We start from the raw sequence: 24220 nt of genomic DNA on the forward strand, positions 1-24220 counted from the left end.
CCGCGACCCTGATCCTGCTGGCCGAGCAGCCCATGCACGGCTACCAGCTCATGCAGGCCATCGCCGAACGCACCGGCGGGACCTGGCGTCCCAGCCCGGGTGCGATCTACCCGACCATCTCCCAGCTCGAGGACGAAGGTCTCGTCCACGTCGAGGTCGACGGCGGCCGCAAGCTCGCCTCGCTCACCGATGCCGGACGCCGCTACCTCGAAGACCCGGCCTCCGCGGTGGCCGACCCCTTCGCGGGATTCGCGGCATCGGCGGACACACCGGATCTGCGGAGCGCGCTGGCCGAGGTCCATCACGCCGCACGCACGGTCGCGACCACCGGCACCGACGCACAGATCGCCGCGGCCCGCGACATCCTCGCCGACGCGCGACGGGCGCTCTACCTGCTCCTCGCCGAGGGTCCGGACTCGAAACCGTCGGACGAGGCATAACAGACACCCGAACGGGGTCATGAGCATTCCGTAACGCGTTCGCAACACCACCGTCCCGCGGAGGAAACGCCACGGCCGGATCGTCGAATTCCGGTGCACTGAGATTCAGTGACCGTGAGGAGATTCGCTCGTGCCCCCGACAATCGACGCCGGCGCCACCGCATGGCTGCTGGCGAGCACAGCCCTCGTCCTGCTGATGACCCCGGGTCTCGCCCTGTTCTACGGCGGCATGGTGCGGTCCACCGGCGTGCTCAACATGATCATGATGAGTTTCGTTTCGATCCCCCTGGTGACGGTGACCTGGCTGATCGCCGGCTACAGCCTCACCTTCGACGACGACCTCGGCGGGGGCCTGCTCGGCGGACTCTCCCACCTCGGCATGAGCGGTATCTCCCCGACCACCGTCCACGGACAGATCCCCGAGATCCTGTTCGCCACCTTCCAGCTCACCTTCGCGATCCTCACCGCGGCACTCGTCAGCGGCGCGATCGCCGACCGGGCGAAGTTCTCGGCGTGGATGCTGTTCGTGCCGGTCTGGTCGCTGCTCGTGTATGTGCCGGTGGCGCACTGGGTCTGGGGACCGGACGGCTGGATCGCGCGACTCGGCGCATTGGACTACGCGGGCGGACTCGTCGTCGAGATCGTCTCCGGCGCGTCCGGCCTGGCGCTGGCACTGGTCCTCGGCCCCCGCCTCGGCTTCAAACTCGATTCGATGCGACCGCACAATCTTCCGTTGGTGCTGCTCGGCGTCGGCCTGCTGTGGTTCGGCTGGTTCGGATTCAACGCCGGTTCGGCGCTGGCAGCGGACGGCAAGGCCGCCGCGATCTTCCTCAACACCCTCGTCGCCGGGTGTACCGGCATGCTCGGCTGGCTGTTCGTCGAACAGCGCCGCGACGGACACCCCACCACGTTCGGTGCGGCCTCCGGCGTCGTCGCCGGTCTGGTCGCGATCACCCCGGCGTGCGGCACCGTCGGCGTGCTCGGCGCGGTCGTCGTCGGCGCGGTCGCGGGCGTGTTCTGCTCGTACGCGGTGGGCTGGAAGTTCCGGCTCGGCTACGACGATTCGCTCGACGTCGTCGGTGTGCACCTCGTGGGCGGCATCGTCGGCACCGTCCTCATCGGACTGCTCGCGACCGCGGTGATGACCGACGGCCCGGACGGCCTGTTCTACGGCGGCGGTCTCGCCCAGCTCGGCAAGCAGATCCTCGCGGTCGCGGTGGTCGGCCTCTACGCGTTCGGGGTCACCTACGTCCTGGGCAAGGTGATCGACCGGTTCTTCGGGTTCCGTGTGGACCGTGAGGCCGAATCGTCGGGCATCGACCTGGCCCTGCACGCCGAATCCGCGTACGAGCACGGTGTCGTCGGGCACGGACCGATCGGTGGGGGCGGCGCGGCCCACTCCCCGTTCTCGGGTCTGCCCCGCGACCTTCGCCGGGAAAGTCAGGACGAACAGCCTCAGCAGTGACCGGCTTCCGGCCGGGCTCGAACGACGATCGCCCCACCGCTACGTGCGGTGGGGCGATCTGCGTCATGCGCGGAGAGCGCGGTCGTTCCGGATCAGAGTGCGTCCTTGTCGACCGGCATGTGACGGATGGACGGTCCTCCCTTGTGGTTGCCGGAACGGCCGAGCCGGGAGTCGAGCTGCTTCTGCAGGCGGCCGACGGCACCGTCGAAGGCTTCCTTCACCGAACCGGCGTGGTGGGTGACCGCGATCGGCTGCTGACCTGCGACGCGGGCCTCGAGCACGCAGCGCTTGTCGTCGACGCCGGTCTTCGCGGCGTTCTCGTCACCGAGGTGGACCTCGACGCGGGTGATCCGATCGCCGAAGCGCTCGAGAGCGGACTCCACTTCACCTTCCAGTCGGCGGACGATGTCCTCGTCGACCTGGATGTTGCCGTCCTTGTTGAGCTGGACCTGCATGGTTATCCCTCCTTTTCGGGCGCGCCGCGACGGTGACCCGCCTCGGCGTAGTACCCACTTCGATCACACCCGATACGAGGGGGTTCGGCAAATCTCGCGACCGCGTGTCGTGGCACCGCCGGCGCCGGACGTCCCGAACCGGACAGCGTCACGCCCGGGAGCCCAGTTCGATCGCGAGGCTGCGCACGGATTCCTCTGCGGCGGAGCGGCTTTCCTTCGCCGGTCCGGCGAGTGGGGCAAGCGGTGCCAGCCGCGTCGGTCAGATGCGGAAGCGGCTCCCGGGTGCAGATCGCGGCGGACGACGGTGTGGTCGTCACCGAGGCCACGCCACGTCTCGGCGAACAGGGGACGAAACTCTTCGCATATCCGCTGGGCCGTCAGCTATCCTTCCCCGCGATCGTCCCAGCGGATGACTGGGCACCACGCGGATGCAGGCCCTCAATCCGCGACAGCCTCCCAGACGAAACCGTCCGGATCGACGAATCCTTCTGCGGTGCAGCCGATGACGATGCGATGCGAACCGGCGCCGTCGGCCGGAACCCCGAGCAGCTTTGCCAGACCCCGGCGCTTGTACAACGCGAGCGTGACGGGACTCGATGCGTCGGAGACGAATTCGGCGTACCTGCCGCCGAAGCTCCTGCCGGCCACGAGCCCGCGCTCGACGTAGAACTTCCTGGCGGCCTTCACGTCGTCGACGCCGAGCAGCAGGACGAACTCGTCGATGTTGCGAGTGGCAGGACCGGTGTCCTTCTTCGCCGACGTCGCGATCTTCCAGAGCGTCCCGTCCGGCGCCTGGACGGTCCCGCCGTAGCCCCACAGGGACTTCGCCGCCGGCTTGGTCACCTCGGCGCCGGCGTCGACGGCGGCGTCGAGGAATGCGTCGACGGTCGCTGGGCCGGAGACCGTCGGTGCAAGCGTGAACCCCCGGAAATCGGAGGTATTTTCGGCGGACTCCCGAAGCCGGATGCAGGAGTCGACCCCGAACGCCTTGTAGAAGCGACGCGCGGCGTCGACGTCGGCGACCTCGAGCGTGACGGATGTGATGGACGTGGTTGCGTTGGTCGTCGTCATGATCTCGATGCTAGGAAGCCGAGACGGACCTGGCTTCTCGATTCCTGACCGGTTCGTCCGGCCGCCGTCCCGCCGACCGATCCCGTCCGAACAGGCCACACGCTCATGCAGTCGTGGACACCATCGATACGGCACCTGTCACCGGAACTGCGGGAGGACCCATGGACTGGACCACGACCTTGATGCCCAGCATGCCGACCGTGGAACTGATCGCCCGGGGAGCCATCACCTTCCTCGCGCTGATGGTGCTGCTCCGGATCATCGGTCAACGCGAATCCGGCGGCATCGGCCTGACCGATCTTCTCGTGGTCGTGCTTGTTGCCAACGCGGCAGGAGCCGGGATGATGGCCGGTGCCCAGTCGGTCGGCGACGGCTTGGTGGTCGCGGCCACCATGTTGTTCTGCAGCGTCGGTATCGACGCGGCCGCATATCGGTGGCCGCGTCTGGCGCGCCTCGTCAAATCCCGGCCGCGGCCCCTCATCACCGACGGGCAGTTCAATCGCCGGGCGTTGCGTCGCGAGTTCATGACGGAACAGGAAGTGCTGTCGCAACTCCGGCTGCACGGCATCTCCGATGCGGACGAGGTCGCCCGCGCCTATCTCGAACCGAACGGGATGATCAGCATCATCCCGAGGTCGGGCGCCGGAACCGTCGAGCCGCCGGAGGGGCCGCGGGTGTGAACCGTCCCCGTTTCCGGACGCTAGCCCTTCTTGGCCGCCTTCGCCGACTTCTTGAACTCGCGCACCTCCTGCAGCGACTTGTCGTCGACGACGTCGGCGATGGATCGGCGGGATCCCTCCTGGCCGTAGTCGCCGGCAGCCTCGCGCCAACCCGCCGGCTGCACACCCATCTGCTTGCCGAGCAACGCCAGGAAGATTCGGGCCTTCTGGTCGCCGTAGCCGGGCAGTGCCTTCAACCGCTTCAGTACCTGCTTGCCGTCCGGATCACCCGACGTCCAGATGGCCGACGCATCGCCGTCGTATTCGTCGACGATCGCGGCGCACAGAGCCTGGATCCGCTGTGCCATCGCCTTCGGGAACCGGTGCACGGCCGGGGGTTGCGCGCAGACGGTGACGAAGTCGTCGGGGTCGGCTTCCGCGATCGCGTGCACGTCGAGACTGCCGAGCCGGTCGACGAGCTTCTTCGGGCCGGCGAAGGCCGTCTCCATCGGAACCTGCTGGTCGAGCAGCATGCCGATGAGCAGTGCCAGCGGGTCGGAGGCGAGCAGCGCGTCGGCGTCCGGGTCCCCGACCAGATTCAGCGTCGATGCCATGGGTTGATCATGCCCTGCCCGTTATCGCCGTCGCCACAGTACGGCGCCGGTGATCGCGACGACGGTGAGCGCCAGCGTGGCGCTGAACGCGTACAGCCAGTGCGGGAACAGTGTCGGTTCCGATTCGGCGGGAACCGCGGCGAGAGCTGCGAACAATGCGACGACCGCGATGACCGATGCCGCCGCGGACCATCCGCGGGCGAGCCGCGAGTGCCGCTGACCGCGCAGTTCCACGCTGCGTCGTACCGCGTGCTCGATCACCTCGGCCGCCTCGGCGAGTTCTCCGTCGAGGGCGGCGAGGTCGTCGGCGACGCGGCGCACCAGCAGCGACCGCAGCTGCGTCGGCTGTGTCCACGAATGGAACCGGTCGTCGTGTATCGATTCCTTGCGCAGCAGTGCCCGCTCCATCTTGCGGGCCTGCATCGCGGCGACGTCGTCGAGCGCGGCACGGAGCCGGTCACCGTCGAGATCCTCGTGGTTACGCAGGTGCGCGAGCATCTTCCAGAAGTCCCGCGAGCAACTCGCCCGCATCGCGACCCACGGCAGCAGCCCGAAGATCATGTCCCCGGTTCCGTGAGTCGTGTAGTCGCTGTCCACCGAGGTCGCCTCGAGATCGAGCAGCACGGCGCCGCAGTCCTCCCGCACCGCGATCGCGGCGCCGGGTTGTGCGGGCACCTCGACGAGCTGAACCCGATCCCACCGCCACACCACACCCCACGCGCGGGCAGTGGCCCGGGCGCGAGATCCGGTCGCGTTGCCGTCGACGAGGTCGCGTACCCGCTCGCCCCCACTCGACACGATCTCCACGATCAGCGCCTCGACGACCTTGCGATCGCCGACCCCGCGATGCCGGTGCACGACGATCTCGGGCAGCGGCCGGTAGGTCGTGGGGACGGGCATCATCCGGTTGATCCCGGGGAACAGATCTTCGAGAGAAGCCGACGACGTCAGCTCGAACGGGGCGAGGAATCCGTCGACGGTGGGCCGGAAACCCTGCCCCTCACGGTCCTGCAGCGGATCGATACGCCGGCCGACGAGGGAGGGCCTGTCGGTCAGCGTCTCCAACGCGAGCACGAGTCCGTGCCCCGGGATCTCCCACAACGACGCACAGGTCGCGGGAGCGCCGACGAACGGACGAGCCGCCGGCGAGCCGGCCCGCAACGCCCCGGTCGAGACGCCGAACGACACCTCGGGGCGTGTGCGATCGACGATGTGCCGATACGCGAGCAGAACTGCCGGACGGACACCGTGATCGGTGGCGGGGTTCGCTCCGATCCGCGCGGGCAGGAACGGTTCGACCGCCGCGGCGGGCGGAATCGGCGGTCGCGGGACCGTCGAGGCGTCGATATCGAGCGCCAGGAGAAAGACATCGAGCACGCCGTGGCATCCCGTAACGGACGCGACGGCGGTTGCGCCGGCTCCGGATTTCACGAGAGCGCGGTATTCCATCACACTCACCACTTCCGAACCCGCCGCGAAACTCGCGGCGACCCTGATCGGGCAGTATGGCATCTCCTGTGGAAAAAGCCCATTCCGGATATTTTCCGAGGTCACAGCCCTGCGGCGGGGAGTTGTCCACGGCCGGTCCACCGTCGGTCCACGGGTTGTCCACAGGTTTGTCCACAGCCTGGGCACAACTCGCTCGAAACGGACGGACACCCGGAAAAGCAACCGCCGTCGCACCCGATTCGGGTGCGACGGCGGAAGGAAGCCGGTGGCTCGCTCAGCCGGCGAGGGCCTTCTCGGTGGCGGCGAGCAGCACGCACGTGGCGACACCGTCCATGGCCTTCGCCAGTTCGTCGAGCGACGGGAAGCTCGGCGCGAGCCGGATGTTCTTGTCCTCGGGGTCGTTCTTGTAGGGGAACGCCGATCCGGCGCCGGTCAGCGCGATGCCGGCGTCCTTCGCCAGCGCGATGACCCGCTTCGCGGTGCCCTCGACGACGTCGAGGCTGATGAAGTAGCCGCCCTTGGGTTCGGTCCAGGACGCGACCTTCGACGCGCCGAGACGATCCTCGAGGATGCGCAGCACCAGCGCGAACTTCGGTGCGAGGATCTCGCGATGCTTGGCCATGTGGGCACGCACGCCGTCGGCGTCGCCGAAGAACCGCAGGTGCCGCAGCTGGTTGATCTTGTCCGGGCCGATCGTCTTGATGCCCAGGAACTTCTGGTACCAGGCCAGGTTGGCGGCGGACGCGCCGAAGAAGCTCACACCCGATCCGGCGAAGGTGATCTTCGAGGTCGATGCGAGCGCGAAGATCCGGTCCGGGTTCCCGGCCTCGGCCGCGAGGCCGAGGATGTCGATGGCCGGCGCGCAGTCCTCGACGAGGGGGTGCACCGCGTAGGCGTTGTCCCAGAAGATCCGGAAATCGGGAGCCGCGGTGGGCATCGACACCAGCGCGCGGGCAACGTCCAGGGAGTAGACGGCACCGGTCGGGTTCGAGTACGTCGGCACCGTCCACATGCCCTTGATCTGCGGATCAGCGGCGACCAGCTCGGCGATCAGGTGGGTGTCCGGACCGTCGTCGCGCAGCGGCACCGGGATCATCTCGATGCCGTAGGACTCGGTGATCGCGAAGTGACGGTCGTAGCCGGGGGCCGGGCACAGGAACTTGACGACCGGTTCCTGCGACCACGGACGCGGCGAACCGACGGTGCCGTGCAGCAGCGACGCGACGATCAGGTCGTGCATGATCTCGAGGCTGGCGTTGTTACCGGCGACGAGGTTCTCGACGGGGATGTTCAGCAGCTCGGCGAAGATCGCGCGCAGCTCCGGCAGGCCGGTGAGGCCGCCGTAGTTGCGGCAGTCGGTGCCGCTTCCGTCGCGGTAGTCGCCCTCGCCCGGCAGCGACAGCAGCTCTGCGGAGAGGTCCAGCTGTTCGGGGGACGGCTTGCCGCGGGTCAGGTCCAGCGTGAGCTTCTCGGTCTTCAGCCGGTCGTAGTTGGCGGACTGGCGCTCGTGCTCTGCAACGAGTTCCTCATGGCTCATCAACCCGATCTGGGTTTGGACAGGCATGCGGAAGAACCTTTCACCGTGCACGGCGACACGGGCATCGGCGGAGACTAAGGGGACCCCGCGCACCCGGCAGAGCCCGTTGACCCTTGCTGCCTTCCGGCCCTGGGGGAGTTCACAGGATGCGCGCCGCGCGGGATCCATCGGCAAGTGTAGAGGACATGCCGGACGACCGTGGAATCGCCCCGGCGCGACCCCGAGAAAAGCCACCTCCACCTGCTCGTTTGGCAAGAATCGCGGAGTGTTCGGTATGCTTCCCCACGGAGGATTCGCCTAGTGGCCTATGGCGCTCGCCTGGAACGCGGGTTGGGTTAACGCCCTCAGGGGTTCAAATCCCCTATCCTCCGCCACGGGAAACGCCCGTGACCGGCAGAAATGCAGGTCACGGGCGTTTTCCTTTTTGCGGTGCGCCGAGGATCAGTGCTCTGCGCGCGGCACCAGCCGCAGCCCGCCGGCCGGCCCCGGTGTCGAAGCAAGCTGCTCACCGATCTCGCGGGCCGCCTCGATCTGTTCCCTCGTCGCCCGCAGCTGGCGACGGAACACTTCCTGACGGCGGCCGTCCTCGAGGACCAGGGCGATGCACCACAGGCCGAGCCACGACGTCCTCGGTGCGCCCTCGGGGGTCGCCTCCGACAAGCGGCGGCCCCGGTACCGGTCGAGGAACTGCACCGTTGCCGCGTTCACATCGATGTCGAGGGCGATCGACAGCGCGAGCATCGCGTCGTCGGAGGGCTGCCAGTCCTCGGGCAGAACAGGGTCGTCGACCGGACCACCGGTGGTCAGGTGAAGGCGCGGCTCAGGCTCCATACAGTCATGGTCGCTGCCTCCGGCCTCTCGGAGGGCCCGGACACGCCGGGTCGGCCGTCCCGCCTCGAAGAACCCGACGCTCGCAATCGCGCCGCGCATCGGGAACGATGACGCCGTGCCGTCGACCTCCCGATTTCTGCCCTGGATCCTCGCGTTGGCCACCGGCGTGGTCGTCGCCGACCAGCTCAGCAAGTGGTGGGCGGAATCGACCCTGACCCCGGGCGTCTCGACGCCCGTCGTCGGCGAATTCCTCGAGTGGCGGCTCGTCTACAACCCAGGCGCGGCATTCGGGCTCGGCGCCGACTCCACCTGGGTGCTGACCGTGGTCGCGAGCGTTGCGGTCGTCGCCCTCACCGTGCTGGCGGCGCGAACCCTCTCTCCCGCATGGGCACTCGGCGTCGGCGCGCTGCTCGGCGGCATCACGAGCCACCTGGGTGATCGCCTGCTTCGCGCGCCCGGGTTCGCTCGCGGGCACGTCGTCGACTTCATCGCCTACAACAAATGGTTCGTCGGCAATGTCGCCGACATCGCCATCGTCGGCGGCGCAGCCTTCCTGGTAATTCTGACCCTGCGGGGCATGCAGGCACGTCCGGCAGTCGTCTCCGCAGGCTGATCTCGCGGAAACTGCTCCGTCACAGCAGTTTCCGGTTACTCGCAGGCAACCCCGTCGCGGTCGCCGTCCATCTCCGGGCGGTAGCCGGGCTGTCCGGCATACAGCGGTGCGGCGCCGGCCGCACGAGCCGCCGCACAGTTCGCGAAGTACACACCGGTCGTCGCCGGGACGGACGGCTCGGGAGTCTGCGTCGCAACCGGCTCGGATGCCGCGGCTCCGCCACACTCGGACAGCACCCGCGCGATCGCGTCGTGTTCGGCCTGCGTCACCCACAGCCCGTACGCCGCCTTCACCTGGACCTGCCGCGCCACATAGGTACACCGGTACGCGCGGTTCGGCGGCAGCCAGGTGGCGGCATCACCGTCGCCCTTCTTCCGGTTCGTCGGGCCGTCGACGGCCTGGAGGTTGCGCGGATCGTTCGCGAAGTCCACGCGGGTCTGCGCGTCGAGTTGCTGCGCGCCCTTCTGCCAGGCATCCGACAACGCGACGACATGGTCGATCTGCACGGCCTCGGACGTTCCCTGGCCGCGGGTGAACGGGATGGTCGTGCCGGTGTAGGCATCGTGCAGGGTTCCCGACAGGACGACGCAGTCGCGGGTGCCCGGCTTGAACTCGATGTCGACGAGGTCGCGGCGCAGGATGTCGTTGCGGGTGTCGCAGCCGTTGTGGCCGCCGTCGACGCCGACGGCGTCGCTCCACGCCTGCCCGAACAGCTCGCGGTCGTAACCACTCTTCGGAGCGCGGCCCTTGATCGGCAGTTGCGCCAGGACCGCCAGCGCCGCGGTCGCCTCGGACGTGGACGGACCGCTCGGCTGCGGTTCGGAGTCGGTGGGAGCGGTGACGGCCGTGACCGGCGCCGATCGGGAAACTGTCGCAGTCGTGGGGTCTGCGGTCACGCCGCATCCCGTGAGGGTTGCAATCGCGGCGACGGCGGCAACGAGCCGGCCGCCCCGGGTGAAGGTCGCCGATCGGCCGGTCACTCGAAATACTCCTGGTCGGGATGGATCCGTGGACTGTCGCCCGACCACCCTGCCTCGTTGCACGAGGCAAGCAAAATCGGAGGCGTGGCGCGTCGCACACCCACCGGATCATTAGCATTCAGGGAGTGGTCGGATACGACAGGAAACTCCAGGGCTTGGCAATCGCCCTGTCCTCCCTCGCAGGATTCGTCGACGCCCTCGGTTTCGTGACGCTCGGCGGGGTGTTCGTGTCCTTCATGAGCGGCAACTCCACCCGCATGAGCGTCGGCATCGCCGACGGACACTGGTCGCAGGCCGCACTCGTCGCGGGAATCCTCGGATTGTTCGTCACGGGCGTCGTACTCGGCGGCGTCGTCGCGGAGATCACCGGACCGGATCGCCGCAGCCGAAAATTCTCGGTTCTGGCGGCGGTGTCCGCTCTGTTGTTCGCCGGCGCGGTCGCGGCGGCGCTCGGCTGGACGCCGGTGGCGATCATCGCGATGACCCTGGCGATGGGCGCCGAGAACAACGTGTTCCGGCGCGACGGCGAAACCAGCGTGGCGCTGACCTACATGACGGGCGCGCTGGTCAAGATCGGCCAGCGCGTCGCCGCGGCGATGTTCGGGGGACCCCGGTGGTCCTTCCTGCCCTATCTCGGGCTGTGGGCAGGGCTTGTGGGAGGCGCCGTGCTCGGTGCACTCGCCCACAACGCCTTCGGTCTGCACGCGCTGTGGATCGCGACGGCGGCCGCGTTGGCGCTCACCGTCGCGGTGAGATATCTCCCCTACAAGCCCGCTACCCGGCCGATGTGAACTGCCCGCTCAGATCGAGAGCAACCGCTGGAAGAATTCGCGGTAGCGCTTCAACGCGAGCCGAAGATCTTCGGTTGACGCTTCGTCGCCCCGAGCCCACTGTTCCTCGAGCCGCGACCGCGCATCCGCGAACCCGTTCGTGAGCCGCTCGACGACGTCGGACACCAGACCGTCCGCTTTCCGGACGCACTCCCTGGGATCGTCGACGAAACCGGCCTGGACCTCGTCCCAGCGCGACCTGAGCCCGGACAATTCCTCCTGGCCGAAAAGTTCGTCGCGAGAGCCCGATTCGGTCGCTGCGGAGGTCCTCTCGGTCTGCGCGGTCGATGTACCGACATCGCCGGCCGACCCGAGATCACCGGTCGGCGGAGCAGCAGTCCCTGTCCTCGCGGCCGTCTCTCCGGTGTTCGTCGATGCTCCGGTGTCCGCCGGCACTCCGGTGTCCGTCGGCACTCCACTTTCCCCGACGGCCGGGTCGGTGCGGTAGGCCGACGATCCGGCTCCCTCGCTCGATGGTGCTACGCCCCCGGCCGTTTCGGTGCTGCCGGGATGCGGATCCTGGGTGGTCATGCGCGCGCCTCCTTCGGGTTGCCCTGCTCGTTGTCCCGCGCGAGGAGTGATTCGAAAAGCGTTCGATAGTGCACGAATGCCTCGCGCTGGTCCTCCGTGCGGACAGTGCCGTTCTGCTGCGACAGGTAGATGCCGTGCGCAGCGCGATAGTTCTCGACGACCGTCGGGTGATCGACCGAGATGTCGGCCGCGCGCCGGTCGAAGTCGTCGACCGGGTAGCCGCGCTCGCGCATGACTTCGGTGACGAGCCGGTCCGCGGCGCCGACCGCGCCCGAGGGATCGTCGATGAACGAGGTCTGCACCGTCCGCCAGGTCTCCTGGTACTTCTCGCGGGCCGCGGGCGGGAGTGCGACGATGTCGAGTGCTTCCCGCTTCTTCTCGCGGGCCGCGAGCTCGTTCTCGGCGGCACGTCGTTCACCGACCTCGTCTACGGTCCGCTCGTACTCGGGCCCGAACCGTTCTTTCAGGTGCTCCGTCCGCGTGCGGCCGCGTGCGGCGCGCGCGGCGACAATCGCGGCGACGACGGCGACCACGGCGATCGCCGCGAGCACCCCGATCAGGATCCATCCCCACACAGGCATCTCGTCGACCTCCTCGTCCCCGACCGGATACCCGAAAGACGGTGGCGGAAACGTAAAGGGTCGACCTCGGTTCGGCACGACGCCCCCGCAGGGGTCGAGCCGGTTCGGGAACTGTTCGGACGGAACGGTTTACGGCCTGATTGGACCGAATCCATTACACGGGTGACCAATTCGACACGGGTGAGTCACCGCGCGCGTCCGGCCCGCGCGGTGACTTCGTGGCCGAGATCAGTTCTGCGTGGTCACCTTCTGGCCGGCGGGGTCGAGAACCCACCACACGCCGCCTTCTCCCTGGCCGTCGACCTCGCCGGGGGCGGTGTCGTCGACGTAGAAGTAGATCGGCCATCCGTTGACCGTGATCTGTTGCCTGCCGTCCGGTGCGGGAATCGTGCCGATCTCCCCGCCGACGCCCTCGACCTGTGGGGTGGTCGTGTCGGTGAGAACCGGGGGCCACTCGTCGAGGCACGGTCCGGTGCACGCGCTCGTGCCGGAACCGGGAGTGTCCTGGTCGAAGACGTAGACGGTCATCCCGCTGCCGTCGACGATGATGTCGCCCAGTTCGGACCCTGCGACCGCGAGTGCCGCCCCCGCCGCGCCGGCCGGTGGAGGAGAGGCGGCTTCCGTCGTCCGGGTCTCGTCGCTGGTGTGCGTGGTCCCGTGGTCGTAGGCTCCGCTGTCGGTGTCCGTGTCGCCGTTGCCGTCGTCGGAGCAACCGGCCAGCACCAGGACGGCTGCGAAGGCCACCGGCGTCGCAGCGCGCACAACTCTTCTCCGCACGAATCTGTTCATAGGAATCGGGTCCTTCTCCCAGTCGGTGCCCGTACCTGCATACCGCGAGGCAGGGCCGGAATCTTCCGGACGTACCCTCCGCCGACCTCGACAAACACTGTTGGGGGTCCGTCCGATTGTCCCACCGGGACGGGTCTCATCGGGGCGGATCGGGCCGACCGTCCGGAGATTTCGCCGGCGACTGCGCCGTCGGCAGCGGCCGGATTCCTGCTGAACGCTGTGCCTCAGGCGGTGACACCGGTGGTGAGAATGGAGGCGAGTTCGCGGTAGGCGCTCGCATCGTCGAGCCCGGTGGCGGCCCGGACGCGACCCTGCTGGATGCGCACCATCATCGTCGCGGCAAGGTCTGCGGCAAAGGCGGCGTTCACTCCTCGGAAGTCGCCCGTGGCAACGCCTTCGGTGATCAGTTCCTGGACACGGCGGGCAGCGATCCGGGTATTGCGCTCGTACACCTCGCGGGCCGGGGCGAAGGCGTCGAGGTCGTTCATGAACTTCTCCGACGCGGCGGCGAGCGCCTCGCCGACGGCCGTGAGGTATGCGGCGATGCGGTCGTGGGATCCCGCGGCGGCGACCTTCGACTCGACCTGCTCGGTCGCTCGTTTGAAGAAGTGCACCGTCGCCGCCGTGACCAGCTGTTCCTTGCTGCCGGCGAGGGTGTAGAGGGTGGACTTGGAACATTGGAGGCGGGCAGCGATCGCATCGAGCGTCAGATGTGCGAAGCCCTCCGCGAGGAACAGCTCCACCAGCCCGTCGAACAGTTCGGTGCGACGAGCGGTGGCGAAGGACGAGCGGGAATCCATACGAGCGATAGTACTGGGGGACTGATTGCAGTACGCCTCCGTCGGCAGTACTGTGAAGCAGAACCCAGTACTACTTTCCGTATTCCCCCGAGGAGAATCCTGTGGCCGTCGACCGTCTCTTGCCCACCGACGAGGCCCGTGACCTCATCCAGCTCACCCGCGACGTGGCCGACAAGGTGCTGGCACCGCTCGTCGACGAGCACGAGAAGACGGAGACCTATCCCGAGGGTGTCTTCGCCACCCTCGGTGAGGCCGGGCTGCTGAGCCTGCCGTACCCCGAGGAATGGGGTGGCGGGGGCCAACCCTACGAGGTGTACCTGCAGGTTCTCGAGGAAATCGCTGCCCGCTGGGCCGCGGTCGCGGTCGCGGTCAGCGTCCACAGCCTCGCCTGCCACCCGCTGATGGCCTTCGGCACCGACGAGCAGAAGCAGAAGTGGCTGCCGGACATGCTCGGCGGCAACACCATCGGCGCCTACAGCCTGTCCGAACCGCAGGCCGGTTCCGACGCGGCCGCCCTCGCCTGCAAGGCCACCGCCACCGAGGGCGGGTACCGCATCACCGGCGCGAAGGCGTGGATCACCCACGGCGGCATCGCCGACTTCTACAACCTGTTCGCCCGCACCGGCGAAGGTTCCAAGGGCATCTCGTGCTTCCTCGTCCCCAAGGACACCGAGGGACTGAGCTTCGGCAAGCCCGAGGAGAAGATGGGTCTGCACGCCGTCCCCACCACTTCGGCGCACTACGACGACGCGTTCGTTCCGGAGGAGCGCCGCCTCGGCGCCGAGGGACAGGGTCTGCAGATCGCCTTCAGCGCCCTCGACTCCGGTCGCCTCGGCATCGCCGCCGTCGCGGTCGGGCTCGCACAGGCCGCGCTCGACGAAGCCGTTGCCTACGCCCAGGAGCGGACGGCGTTCGGCCGCAAGATCATCGACCACCAGGGTCTCGGTTTCCTGCTGGCCGATATGGCCGCCGCGGTCGACTCGGCCCGTGCCACCTACATCGACGCGGCCCGGCGCCGCGACGCGGGCCTGCCGTACTCGCGCAACGCCTCGGTCGCCAAGCTCGTCGCCACCGACGCGGCGATGAAGGTCACCACCGACGCCGTCCAGGTTCTCGGCGGCTACGGCTACACCCGCGACTTCCGCGTCGAGCGGTACATGCGGGAAGCCAAGATCACCCAGATCTTCGAGGGCACCAACCAGATTCAGCGACTGGTCATCAGCCGCCACCTGGCCGGCTGACCCGCCGCCCCTTCCCTACTGCCCTACTGCCGAAAGCTCACTCATGACCACCTCTGTGATCGTCGCCGGCGCCCGCACCCCCATGGGACGGCTGCTGGGCTCGTTGAAGGACTTCTCCGGCTCGGACCTCGGCGCCGTCGCCATCAAGGGCGCGCTCGACAAGGCCCACGTGTCCCCCGACCAGGTCGACTACGTCATCATGGGCCAGGTCCTCACCGCAGGCGCCGGCCAGATCCCCGCCCGCCAGGCCGCCGCCAAGGCCGGCATCCCGATGGACGTCCCGGCCCTGACCATCAACAAGGTCTGCCTGTCCGGACTGACCGCGATCGCGATGGCCGACCAGCTCATCCGCGCCGGCGAATTCGACATCGTCGTCGCCGGCGGGCAGGAATCGATGAGCCAGGCACCGCACCTGCTCGAGAAGAGCCGCGCCGGATTCAAGTACGGCGATGTCACGATGCGCGACCACATGGCGCACGACGGGCTCTACGACGTCTTCACCGATCAGGGCATGGGCAACCTCACCGAGTACGCCAACATCGACGAGCGGGCCGTGTCCCGCGAGGAGCAGGACGCCTTCTCCGCGGCGTCGCATCAGAACGCGGCCCGCGCCTGGAAGGACGGCCTGTTCGACGACGAGGTCGTGCCGGTGCCGATCCCCCAGCGCAAGGGCGACCCCGTCCTGTTCACCGCGGACGAGGGCATCCGTCCGGACACCACCGCCGAATCGCTCGCCAAGCTGCCGCCCGCGTTCCTGAAGGACGGCACGGTGACCGCCGGGTCGGCCTCGCAGATTTCCGACGGTGCCGCCGCCGTCGTCGTGATGAGCAAGGCCAAGGCCGAGGAACTCGGACTGTCCTGGATCGCCGAGATCGGCGCGCACGGCGTGGTGGCCGGCCCCGACTCGACCCTGCAGTCGCAGCCGTCGCGGGCCATCGCGAAGGCCTGCGAGCGTGAGGGCATCGCCCCGACCGACCTCGATCTCGTCGAGATCAACGAGGCATTTGCCGCGGTCGGCATCGCATCGGCCCGCGAACTCGGCCTCGACCGGACGCGGATCAACGTCAACGGCGGCGCCATCGCACTCGGCCACCCTCTCGGCATGTCCGGGGCGCGCATCGTGCTGCACCTCGCGCTCGAACTCGGCCGCCGCGGCGGTGGCACCGGCGTCGCCGCGCTCTGCGGTGGTGGCGGTCAGGGCGACGCACTCGTCCTGCGCGTGCCGTGAGCTGAGCGCCCCGTCTCTTCCGGTCGCGAGAACCCCGCGACCGTCCCCGACCAGGAGAAACTTCATGAACATCGACGGAGCCGTCGCAATCGTCACCGGTGGTGCCTCGGGCCTCGGCCACGCCACCGCCCGGGCCCTGCACGAACGCGGAGCCCAGGTGGTGCTGATCGACCTGCCGAGCTCGCGCGGCGCCGAGGCCGCGGCGGCCATCGGTGAGGGCGCGCACTTCGTCCCCGCCGACGTCACCTCCCCCGACGAGGTCACCGCAGCCGTCGATTTCGCCGCCGGTCTCGGCGATCTGCGTGTCGCGGTCAACTGCGCAGGTGTCGCCACGCCCGGCAAGGTCCTCGGCCGCAACGGGGCACTTCCCCTCGAGGAATTCGAACGCGTCGTCCGCATCAACCTCGTCGGCACGTTCAACGTGATCCGGCTGGCCGCGGAGAAGATCGCCGCGACCGATCCGATCGACGGCGAGCGCGGCGTCATCGTCGATACCGCCTCGGTCGCCGCCTTCGACGGGCAGATCGGTCAGCCCGCCTACGCCGCGTCGAAGGGTGGGGTCGCGGCCCTGACCCTGCCGCTCGCCCGTGAACTGGCACGGCATCTCATCCGGGTCGTGACGATCGCGCGCGGAATCTTCGAGACCCCGATGATGGCCGGTCTCCCCGAGGAGGCGCAGCGTTCACTCGGCGAGCAGGTTCCGCATCCCTCGCGTCTCGGTAAGGCCGACGAGTACGCGGCACTGGCCGCTCACATCATCGACAACCCGATGCTCAACGGCGAGACGATCCGCCTCGACGGCGCCATCCGCATGGCACCGCGCTGACCGCGGTATCCGATCGCAGTGACGGCCCCGGATCGTAGGTAGCGGTACCGACAGCTACCTACGGTCCGGGGCCTGCTCGTCGGCGAGCGAGTTACCGCCTCGGATCGCGGGGCTTCGACGACAATCGAGGCCATGACGAACGCAGCGTCCCCCGCCGACCACTACCGCGACCTCGCCGCCAAGTTCACCGCCACCGTCGAAGCGGTCCCCACCGACCTGTGGAGCTCACCGTCTCCGTGCGACGGCTGGACCGCTCGCGACGTGGTGCAGCACGTCGTCGAGACCCAGCGCGACATCGTCACGAAGGTCGGGCTCGAGCTGCCGTCCGAACCCTCACCGGAAGCGGATCCGGTCGGGGCGTGGATCGCGACCCGCGACGCGATGCAGGAGATCCTCGACGATCCGGCTCGCGGAAACCTCGAATACGACGGCTATTTCGGGCGGACGTCCCTCGCCGCGACCGTCGACAGGTTCTACACCTTCGATCTGGTGGTGCACGGGTGGGATCTGGCGCGCGCGACGGGCCTCGACGAGACCATCGCCGACGCCGACCTCGATTTCGTCGAGTCCGCGGCGACCGCGATGGGGGAATCGATCCGCATGGCAGGTGTGTGCGGTCCGGCCGTCGACGTGCCCGAGGGCGCCGACCGCACCACCCGGGTCCTCGGATACCTGGGCCGGCAGGCCTGAGCGTCGCATGTCGGCGTCGTGCCTGGTCGCCGTGGTGCCGGTCGGTCTCCGGTAGGCGGTACCCATACCGTCGTATGTCCGATTGATGCAGGTACGGTGCATCCATGCGCGCCCGTCCGTACGCCACCACGAACCCCAACCGGCTCGCCGCTGCCCTGCTCCAGGTCGCGGCACGCAGCGGCCTGGACTCGGCAAGCGTGCGCGAGGTCGCGAGTGAGGCCGGGGTCTCCATCGGCGCAGTGCAGCATCATTTCCCGACGAAGGACGCGATGCTCGCGTTCGCCTTCCGGGCACTCGCCGACCGGGTCCTGGCCAGGCTGAGCAGCACCGATCCCGACATCGACCCGTCCCGCACCTTGTTCGCGGCCCTGAGCCAGTTGCTGCCGCTCGACGAACAGCGAGCGAGCGAAGCGCAGGTCATGGCGGCCTTCACGGTCCGCGCGGTCACGTCGCCGCCGCTCGGGGCGATCCGCCACGCGACGCTGTTCACGATGCGCACGGGTGTTTCCGCCGTGCTGATCCGGATGGGCATCCCGGAGCCGGAGACACGGGCGACGTTGCTGCTCGCCTCCGTCAACGGTCTCGCTCTCGACGCGATCGCGTGCCCGGCGCTGTATCCGCCGGAGTTCCTCACCCACTCCCTGCACACCCAGATTCAGCTGGCCCTCGCCGACGACTGATGCGACCATCATTCGGTCTACCCGAGTGAATGGTCCCGTCGCCCGGAACGAGGCTCCGCGATGACCGAGGTTTCACGTTCCCCACGCGCGGAACAGCGTTGGACCGCCTCGGCGTTCGTGCTCGTGTCGATGGCCGTGCCGTTCCTGCTTCCCGCGCACTATTCGCCGGGTTACACGTGGTTGCTTCCCGTCATCGAGGGATCGGTTCTCGTCGCGCTCGTCGTCGTCGATCCCGGTCGTATCGACCGTCCGGGTCGCTGGGTGCGGGCGCTGTCCGTCGCCTTGGTGGTCGTGATCGCGGCGGGGGCGGCGTGGAGTGCGGCGCGGCTGGTGTGGGATCTGCTGCACAGCTCACCGACGGCCACGGTCGCGACCGACCTGCTGCTGTCCGGTGCGCTGGTGTGGATGCAGACGGTACTGGCGTTCGGCTTTCTGTACTGGGAACTCGACGGTGGTGGTGCCGTGAACCGGCACCTGCGGCCCCGGCCCCATCCCGACCTGGCGTTCCCCCAGCAGCTCGAGCCCGAACTCGCGCCGCCGGGGTGGCGGCCCGTCTTCGCCGACTACCTGTCCCTCGCCCTGACCAACGCCACCACGTTCGGTCCCGCCGACGTCCTTCCTCTGGCTCGGTGGGCGAAGCTGACGATGGCCGTGCAGTCCCTGCTGTCGCTGGTGATCCTCGGTCTGGTCGTGGCGAATGCGGTGAACCTCCTCTGACGGTGTTGCGTTGTGGCGGTCCCGACCGCCAGAAAGGCACACGGGCGGCGGAGCCGCACCCGGATAGGGTGCAGGAATGTTCAATTCGGAGGCCGAGGCACCGGTGGGAGCCGGGCGGTTCGCGCCGAGCCCCTCCGGCGACCTGCATCTGGGAAATCTGCGGACCGCCGTGCTCGCGTGGTTGTTCGCCCGCAGCACCGGACGCCGGTTCCTGGTGCGCGTCGAAGATCTCGATCGGGTCCGCCCCGGCGCGGAGCACGCGCAGCTCGCGGATCTGGCGGCGCTCGGCATCGACTGGGACGCCGAGGTCGTCCATCAGTCGCGGCGGCTTCGTCTGTACGAGGAGGCGATCGACCGGCTCACCCGGGCCGGGCTGACCTACGAGTGTTTCTGCACCCGACGCGAGATCCAGCAGGCGACCTCCGCGCCGCACGCGCCGGCCGGTGCCTACCCCGGCACGTGCCGCAGGTTGTCGAGTGCCGAACGTGCCGAGAAGAAGGCGTCCGGCCGCCCGCCGGCCGTACGGCTGCGGGCCGGAACGGACTTCTACACGGTGCACGACGTGCTGCACGGCGATTTCACGGGAATCGTCGACGATCTCGTGCTGCGCCGCGGCGACGGGACCCCCGCCTACAACCTGGCGGTCGTCGTCGACGACGCCGCGCAGGGCATCGATCAGGTCGTGCGGGGCGACGACCTGCTCTCCTCCGCACCCCGTCAGGCGTATCTGGCTGCGCTGCTCGATCTTCCGGCTCCGGTGTACGCGCACGTGCCGCTCGCTCTCAATGCGGAGGGCAAGAGGCTGGCCAAGCGCGACGGCGCCGTGACCCTCGCCGATCACCGCGCCCTCGGGCACACTCCGGCGGACGTGCTGGGCCGGATCGCGGTGTCCCTTCGCCTGGCCGATCCCGGGGAGCCGGTGACGCTGCCGCTGCTGCTCGACCGCTGGAACCCGGCGCTGCTGCCCCGGCATCCGTGGGTGTTCGAGACCGAGCCCGTGCGGCCCGACGAAGGCGGGATCGCCGGACAAAGTTGATCATGCTGCGCGACGACCGGATCGGACGTAGTGTGCGGAATTGACTTGACGCTCAGCCGCCTCGAGAGGACGAGCTATGACGACCGGCGGTTACGACCCGAACCAGGACCCGTACAGGCAGGGCAACAGCCCCGAGAACCCGGATCCGAAGAATCCGCAGGGTGGCTACCCGCCACCACCGTCCGGCGGTTATCCGCCCCCGCCGGGCAACTACCCACCTCCCGGGAACTATCCCCCGCCCCAGGGCAACTACCCGCCCCCGCCGGGGAACTACCCCCCGCCGCCAGGGAACTATCCCCCGCAGGGCAATTACCCGCCGCCGGGGAACTATCCACCGCCCCCGGGCAACTACCCGCCCCCGCCGGGCAACTTCTCGTCGCAGGGTCCCGGCTACTCCCCCGTCCCGACGCAGCTGAGCGTGGGCGACGCCATCTCGTACGGATGGTCGAAGTTCAGCGCGAACGCCGGGGTGTGGATCGGTTTCATGATCGTGGCCCTCGTCATCCAGGGTGTGATCAACCTCATCTTCGGTGGTTTCGACACCGACGGTGACTTCACGCTGTGGCGCACGATCGGCTCGATCGTGAGCGCGATCGTCGGTTACCTCATCCAGGCCGCATACGTCCGCGGGGCGCTGCACGAGATCGACGGCAACAAGCCTGCGTTCGGCTCGTTCTTCCAGTTCACCAACGTGGCCGCGGTGATCATCGCGGGCGTGCTCATCGGACTCGCCACCGTCATCGGGTTCGTGCTCCTGATCATCCCGGGCCTGATCGTCATGTTCCTGACCTGGTGGACGCTGCCGTTCGTCATCGACAAGAACCAGGATGCGATCACCGCGATCAAGTCCAGCATCCAAGCGATCTCGTCCAACGTGGGGACGCTGCTGCTGCTCGCGCTGGCCGTGGTGGGGCTCAACATCGTCGGCGCACTGCTGTGCGGGCTGGGTCTGTTCGTCAGTGTTCCCGTGACGCTCATCGCCTCGACCTATGCGTACCGAGTGACCACTGGGGGTCCTGTGGCACCCTGATCGGGCAGCGTGCGGACATTTCGACCATATCGACGACGGCTGCACGGGCGATGTACCGTGCAGCATCCGCACGCCCGACGACAAGGGAGACACATGACCACCGGGGGATATCCGCCTCAGTCCGATCCACACAGTTCGGGGGCATACCCCGCACCTCAGTACGGCGGACCGCAGGCATCCGGGCAACCGGCCGACTACACCACGCACTTCCCGAACCCGATCACCTCGGGCTACGAGCCGCCCCAGCAGAATCCCCCGCAGTACGGTGCACCGGCCGGTGGTCAGCAGTACGGCGCCCCCGCCGGTGGTCAGCAGTACGGCGCCCCGCAGTACGGCGGTCAGCAGTACGGTGGCCAGACCGCGACGCCGCAATACACCGCCCCGCCCGCCGGCCCCCAATACGGTGCGCCGCAGTACGGCGACCAGCAGGCCCCGCAGTTCGGTAATCAGCAGTACGGCAACCAGCAGTACGGTGCCCCGCAACCCGGCCCCCAGTACGGTGCTCCCGCCGGAGACCCGCAGTACGGCGCTCCGCAGTTCGGCGCACCGCAGCCCAGCTTCGGTCCGGGTGCCGGTCAGCCGGGCGAGCTGCTCCCGCGACTCGGCGCGCGCATCATCGACGCCCTGATCGTGGGTATCCCGGTCGGTATCGTCACCGCGATCGTCGCCTTCGCCGACAGCTTCTTCCTGTCCGCGGTGGTCGGCCTGCTCTCCGGCGTCGCGATGCTCGGCTACTCGGCGTACTTCGAGTGCACGAAGGGCGCGACGGTGGGCAAGAAGGTGCTCGGCCTGTCGGTGATCGGCCCGAACGGCGGACTCCCCACCCTCGAAGAGGCCGCGAAGCGCAACGCCTACCTGGCGCTGCAGTCCCTGACCTGGATTCCGATCCTCGGCTGGCTGTTCAACATCGCCTCGATCGCCGCGTACATCGGCATCGCCGTCACGATCGAGCAGAGCCCGACCAAGCAGGGCTTCCACGACAAGTTCGCGGGCGGCACCCGGGTCGTCAAGTCCTGACCCGTCCCACCCCGACCGCGGGCCCCGTCCACTCCGGACGGGGCCCGCGGCGTTTTGTCCGTACTTCGCGTTGTCGCGCCGCGAGTGCTTGGATGACCGGGTGACAGAGCACGCATCGACCCCGAACGATCCCGCCACCGGCCCGGTCGCCACCACCGATCATGCGGCGTTCGCGCACGTGGCCCGCAGCTACTACCCGGGGATCGTCGCGCTGTTCACGACGGTGCTCATCATCTCCAACATCTGCGCGACGAAGGGCGTCGCGTTCTTCGGCGACGCCGACGTCGCGGTCGGCTCACTGCAGATCCTGCCGATCCTGACGGACGGCGGATTCTTCCTGTTCCCGCTCGCCTACATCCTGGGCGACGTCCTGAGCGAGGTGTACGGGTTCGCGGCGACCCGGCGTGCGGTGCTGTTCGGGTTCGGCGCGGTCGCCCTGGCCGCCCTGTGCTTCTGGATCACCGGCCTGCTGCCGCCCGCCGACTTCTACGAAAACCAGGACGCGTTCGACGCGGTCCTCGGGGTCGTCCCGCGCATCCTGCTCGCCGGTCTCTCCGGTTACCTCGTCGGCCAGTTGCTGAACTCGTACGTGCTGGTGCGGATCAAGGAGCGCACGAAGGAGAAGTACCTGTGGGCCCGGCTGATCGGGTCCACGGTGGTCGGCGAGTTCGCCGACACGCTGATCTTCTGCGCGATCGCGGCGGGTGCGATCGGTATCTCGACGTGGACGGACTTCACCAACTACGTGATCGTCGGATTCCTGTGGAAGACGCTCGTGGAGATCGTCGTCATGCCGATCACGTACCGCGTGATCGCGCACGTGAAGAAGCACGAACCGACCTACGCGGCCTGACTACGGACGGGCGGCACCCGAGTAGAACCGGCCGAGGGTGTCCGCCTTGTACTCGGCGAAGTAACCACCCTCGATCGACGCGCGGATCTCGTCGACGAGCCGCACGGTGAACCGTTCGTTGTGGATCGTGCACAGCGTCGACGCCAGCATCTCCTTCGCCTTGAACAGGTGATGGATGTAGGCGCGAGTGTAGTTCGCGCACGTGTAGCAGTCGCAGTTCTCGTCGATGGGCGTGAAGTCCCGCCGGAAGCGGCTGGTGTTGATGTTGAACCGGCCGTCCGGATGGTAGATCGCCGCGTTACGGGCGACCCGGGACGGATTGACGCAGTCGAAGGTGTCGGCGCCGTGTTCGATCGCGACGAACATGTCGTCGGGTTCGCTGATGCCGAGCATGTGGCGGGGTTTGTGGGCGGGCAGTTCCTCGGTGCACCAGCGCACGATGGTGCCGAGGTTCTGCTTCTCGAGTGCCCCGCCGATTCCGTATCCGTCGAATCCGCGCCCGGACTCGCCGACGATGGATTCGAGGCCGCGGCACGCCTGCCGCCGCAGATCCTCGTACTGCGCGCCCTGCACCACACCGAACAACGCCTGGTACGGACGGTGCGCGCGTTCGGCGGTGAGCTTCTCGTGCTCGGAGATGCAGCGCACCGCCCACGCCTGCGTCCGCGCGAGCGACTCCTCCTGGTAGCGCCGCGTGTTCATCAGGGTGGTCAGCTCGTCGAACGCGAACATGATGTCGGCGCCGAGCTGGTGCTGGATCCGCATCGACACCTCGGGGGTGAACCGGTGCCGGGAGCCGTCGAGGTGCGACTTGAAGGTGACGCCGTCGTCGTCGACGTGCGCGAGCCGTTCCTTGCCCTTGGCGATGACGTCGTCGGACTGCACGCCGACCGCCTCCATCGCCAGCACCTTCTTGAATCCGACGCCCAGGGACATCACCTGGAATCCGCCGCTGTCGGTGAACGTCGGTCCGTCCCAGTTCATGAACTTGCCGAGCCCGCCGGCCTCGTCGACGATCTCCGGTCCCGGCTGCAGGTACAGGTGATACGCGTTGGCGAGCAGGGCCTGCGCCCCGAGATCCTTCATCGACTCGGGCAGCACCGCCTTGACCGTCGCCTTGGTGCCGACACCGACGAACGCCGGCGTGCGGATGTCGCCGTGCGGGGTGTGGATGGTGCCTGTGCGGCCCAGACCGTTGTCCAGCCGGGCGCCGACGGTGAAGAACGGGTCGGGCGGAGTCGGCACTGCGGAGTCGGT

General features: G+C 68.5%; 27 protein-coding genes, 1 tRNA gene and 1 other RNA gene. 16 read left to right on the forward strand and 13 right to left on the reverse strand.

Annotated features, from left to right (window positions below):
- Both ACN675_RS10985 and ACN675_RS10990 read left to right on the forward strand, forming a co-directional pair.
- The coding region (locus tag ACN675_RS10985; protein ID WP_420750898.1) for a PadR family transcriptional regulator at window positions 1-440 on the forward strand (440 nt) is incomplete at its 5' end.
- Window positions 441-570: 130 nt separating this feature from the next.
- Window positions 571-1905 carry an ammonium transporter gene (locus tag ACN675_RS10990; RefSeq protein ID WP_420750899.1) on the forward strand — a complete coding sequence of 445 codons (1335 nt, stop codon included), beginning with the start codon at window positions 571-573 and terminating at the stop codon, window positions 1903-1905.
- Window positions 1906-1997: 92 nt separating this feature from the next.
- Here the strand turns inward: ACN675_RS10990 and ACN675_RS10995 are convergent, their stop codons facing one another.
- Both ACN675_RS10995 and ACN675_RS11000 read right to left on the reverse strand, forming a co-directional pair.
- Entirely contained in the window at window positions 1998-2360 is a 363-nt protein-coding gene (locus tag ACN675_RS10995; protein WP_197254479.1) for an HPF/RaiA family ribosome-associated protein, read from the reverse strand.
- Window positions 2361-2798: 438 nt separating this feature from the next.
- A complete protein-coding gene (locus tag ACN675_RS11000; RefSeq protein WP_420750900.1) occupies window positions 2799-3431 on the reverse strand; it encodes a glyoxalase in 633 nt (210 codons plus the stop codon).
- 161 nt (window positions 3432-3592) lie between these two features.
- Here ACN675_RS11000 and ACN675_RS11005 point away from each other — a divergent pair, with 161 nt between their 5' ends.
- Window positions 3593-4111, forward strand: a complete 519-nt coding sequence (locus tag ACN675_RS11005; protein ID WP_420750901.1) for a DUF421 domain-containing protein — start codon at window positions 3593-3595, stop codon at window positions 4109-4111.
- A 20-nt stretch (window positions 4112-4131) separates the two neighbouring features.
- Here ACN675_RS11005 and ACN675_RS11010 read toward each other — a convergent pair whose 3' ends face one another.
- From ACN675_RS11010 to ffs, 4 genes are all read right to left on the reverse strand, one after another.
- Window positions 4132-4704, reverse strand: coding sequence for an HhH-GPD-type base excision DNA repair protein (locus tag ACN675_RS11010; RefSeq protein WP_420750902.1), 573 nt, complete (start codon window positions 4702-4704; stop codon window positions 4132-4134).
- Window positions 4705-4725: 21 nt separating this feature from the next.
- Window positions 4726-6153 carry a hypothetical protein gene (locus ACN675_RS11015; protein WP_420750903.1) on the reverse strand — a complete coding sequence of 476 codons (1428 nt, stop codon included), beginning with the start codon at window positions 6151-6153 and terminating at the stop codon, window positions 4726-4728.
- Between the two features lie 274 nt (window positions 6154-6427).
- The gene (locus ACN675_RS11020; protein ID WP_420750904.1) at window positions 6428-7717 is read right to left on the reverse strand and encodes an aminotransferase class I/II-fold pyridoxal phosphate-dependent enzyme; all 1290 of its coding nucleotides are present in this window, start codon (window positions 7715-7717) and stop codon (window positions 6428-6430) included.
- Window positions 7718-7764: 47 nt separating this feature from the next.
- An RNA gene (gene ffs, locus ACN675_RS11025) (signal recognition particle sRNA small type) lies at window positions 7765-7859 on the reverse strand.
- A 117-nt stretch (window positions 7860-7976) separates the two neighbouring features.
- Here ffs and ACN675_RS11030 point away from each other — a divergent pair.
- Window positions 7977-8064 (forward strand) — tRNA-Ser (locus ACN675_RS11030).
- A gap of 67 nt (window positions 8065-8131) precedes the next feature.
- On the opposite strand, the gene ACN675_RS11035 is transcribed toward ACN675_RS11030, so the two are convergent.
- Window positions 8132-8521 carry a hypothetical protein gene (locus ACN675_RS11035; RefSeq protein WP_420750905.1) on the reverse strand — a complete coding sequence of 130 codons (390 nt, stop codon included), beginning with the start codon at window positions 8519-8521 and terminating at the stop codon, window positions 8132-8134.
- A 115-nt stretch (window positions 8522-8636) separates the two neighbouring features.
- Here ACN675_RS11035 and ACN675_RS11040 point away from each other — a divergent pair, with 115 nt between their 5' ends.
- Window positions 8637-9134: a signal peptidase II gene (locus ACN675_RS11040; RefSeq protein WP_420750906.1), complete on the forward strand. Its 498-nt coding sequence runs from the start codon at window positions 8637-8639 to the stop codon at window positions 9132-9134.
- Between the two features lie 35 nt (window positions 9135-9169).
- Here ACN675_RS11040 and ACN675_RS11045 read toward each other — a convergent pair whose 3' ends face one another.
- Window positions 9170-10114 (reverse strand): GmrSD restriction endonuclease domain-containing protein, encoded by a 945-nt coding sequence (locus ACN675_RS11045; RefSeq protein ID WP_420750907.1) that lies wholly within the window; start codon window positions 10112-10114, stop codon window positions 9170-9172.
- Between the two features lie 125 nt (window positions 10115-10239).
- On the opposite strand from ACN675_RS11045, the gene ACN675_RS11050 reads away from it, so the two are divergent.
- The gene (locus ACN675_RS11050) at window positions 10240-10905 is read left to right on the forward strand and encodes a YoaK family protein (protein ID WP_420750908.1); all 666 of its coding nucleotides are present in this window, start codon (window positions 10240-10242) and stop codon (window positions 10903-10905) included.
- A gap of 9 nt (window positions 10906-10914) precedes the next feature.
- Here ACN675_RS11050 and ACN675_RS11055 read toward each other — a convergent pair whose 3' ends face one another.
- The 4 genes from ACN675_RS11055 to ACN675_RS11070 form a co-directional block, all read right to left on the reverse strand.
- Window positions 10915-11475: a hypothetical protein gene (locus ACN675_RS11055; protein ID WP_420750909.1), complete on the reverse strand. Its 561-nt coding sequence runs from the start codon at window positions 11473-11475 to the stop codon at window positions 10915-10917.
- Window positions 11472-12056 carry a hypothetical protein gene (locus ACN675_RS11060; RefSeq protein ID WP_420750910.1) on the reverse strand — a complete coding sequence of 195 codons (585 nt, stop codon included), beginning with the start codon at window positions 12054-12056 and terminating at the stop codon, window positions 11472-11474. The genes ACN675_RS11055 and ACN675_RS11060 overlap by 4 nt, the downstream gene beginning before the upstream one ends.
- A 228-nt stretch (window positions 12057-12284) precedes the next feature.
- Complete coding sequence (locus tag ACN675_RS11065; protein ID WP_420750911.1) at window positions 12285-12818, reverse strand: hypothetical protein; 534 nt, start codon at window positions 12816-12818, stop codon at window positions 12285-12287.
- Between the two features lie 251 nt (window positions 12819-13069).
- A complete protein-coding gene (locus ACN675_RS11070; RefSeq protein ID WP_420750912.1) occupies window positions 13070-13645 on the reverse strand; it encodes a TetR/AcrR family transcriptional regulator in 576 nt (191 codons plus the stop codon).
- Window positions 13646-13746: 101 nt separating this feature from the next.
- On the opposite strand from ACN675_RS11070, the gene ACN675_RS11075 reads away from it, so the two are divergent.
- The 10 genes from ACN675_RS11075 to ACN675_RS11120 all read left to right on the forward strand — a co-directional run bounded on the left by ACN675_RS11075 (window position 13747) and on the right by ACN675_RS11120 (window position 22963).
- Entirely contained in the window at window positions 13747-14886 is a 1140-nt protein-coding gene (locus tag ACN675_RS11075) for an acyl-CoA dehydrogenase family protein (RefSeq protein ID WP_420750913.1), read from the forward strand.
- Between the two features lie 43 nt (window positions 14887-14929).
- Window positions 14930-16114: an acetyl-CoA C-acetyltransferase gene (locus tag ACN675_RS11080; RefSeq protein WP_420750914.1), complete on the forward strand. Its 1185-nt coding sequence runs from the start codon at window positions 14930-14932 to the stop codon at window positions 16112-16114.
- A 64-nt stretch (window positions 16115-16178) separates the two neighbouring features.
- Window positions 16179-16940, forward strand: coding sequence for an SDR family NAD(P)-dependent oxidoreductase (locus ACN675_RS11085; protein ID WP_420750915.1), 762 nt, complete (start codon window positions 16179-16181; stop codon window positions 16938-16940).
- Between the two features lie 132 nt (window positions 16941-17072).
- On the forward strand, window positions 17073-17630 hold the full coding sequence (locus ACN675_RS11090; RefSeq protein ID WP_420750916.1) for a TIGR03086 family metal-binding protein: 558 nt from the start codon (window positions 17073-17075) through the stop codon (window positions 17628-17630).
- A 104-nt stretch (window positions 17631-17734) separates the two neighbouring features.
- Complete coding sequence (locus ACN675_RS11095; RefSeq protein ID WP_420750917.1) at window positions 17735-18310, forward strand: TetR/AcrR family transcriptional regulator; 576 nt, start codon at window positions 17735-17737, stop codon at window positions 18308-18310.
- A 60-nt stretch (window positions 18311-18370) separates the two neighbouring features.
- Window positions 18371-19027 (forward strand): hypothetical protein, encoded by a 657-nt coding sequence (locus tag ACN675_RS11100; protein WP_420750918.1) that lies wholly within the window; start codon window positions 18371-18373, stop codon window positions 19025-19027.
- A 76-nt stretch (window positions 19028-19103) separates the two neighbouring features.
- Window positions 19104-20063: a tRNA glutamyl-Q(34) synthetase GluQRS gene (gene gluQRS, locus ACN675_RS11105; RefSeq protein ID WP_420750919.1), complete on the forward strand. Its 960-nt coding sequence runs from the start codon at window positions 19104-19106 to the stop codon at window positions 20061-20063.
- A gap of 76 nt (window positions 20064-20139) precedes the next feature.
- Window positions 20140-21093, forward strand: a complete 954-nt coding sequence (locus ACN675_RS11110) for a hypothetical protein (protein WP_420750920.1) — start codon at window positions 20140-20142, stop codon at window positions 21091-21093.
- A 93-nt stretch (window positions 21094-21186) separates the two neighbouring features.
- On the forward strand, window positions 21187-22110 hold the full coding sequence (locus ACN675_RS11115; RefSeq protein WP_420750921.1) for an RDD family protein: 924 nt from the start codon (window positions 21187-21189) through the stop codon (window positions 22108-22110).
- A gap of 100 nt (window positions 22111-22210) precedes the next feature.
- Entirely contained in the window at window positions 22211-22963 is a 753-nt protein-coding gene (locus ACN675_RS11120; protein ID WP_420750922.1) for a queuosine precursor transporter, read from the forward strand.
- Here the strand turns inward: ACN675_RS11120 and tgt are convergent, their stop codons facing one another.
- Complete coding sequence (gene tgt / locus ACN675_RS11125; protein WP_420750923.1) at window positions 22964-24208, reverse strand: tRNA guanosine(34) transglycosylase Tgt; 1245 nt, start codon at window positions 24206-24208, stop codon at window positions 22964-22966.
- Window positions 24209-24220 lie beyond the last annotated feature (12 nt).

It is taken from the genome of Rhodococcus sp. O3, assembly GCF_048897285.1.
In the GTDB taxonomy this organism is placed as follows: Bacteria; Actinomycetota; Actinomycetes; order Mycobacteriales; family Mycobacteriaceae; genus Rhodococcus.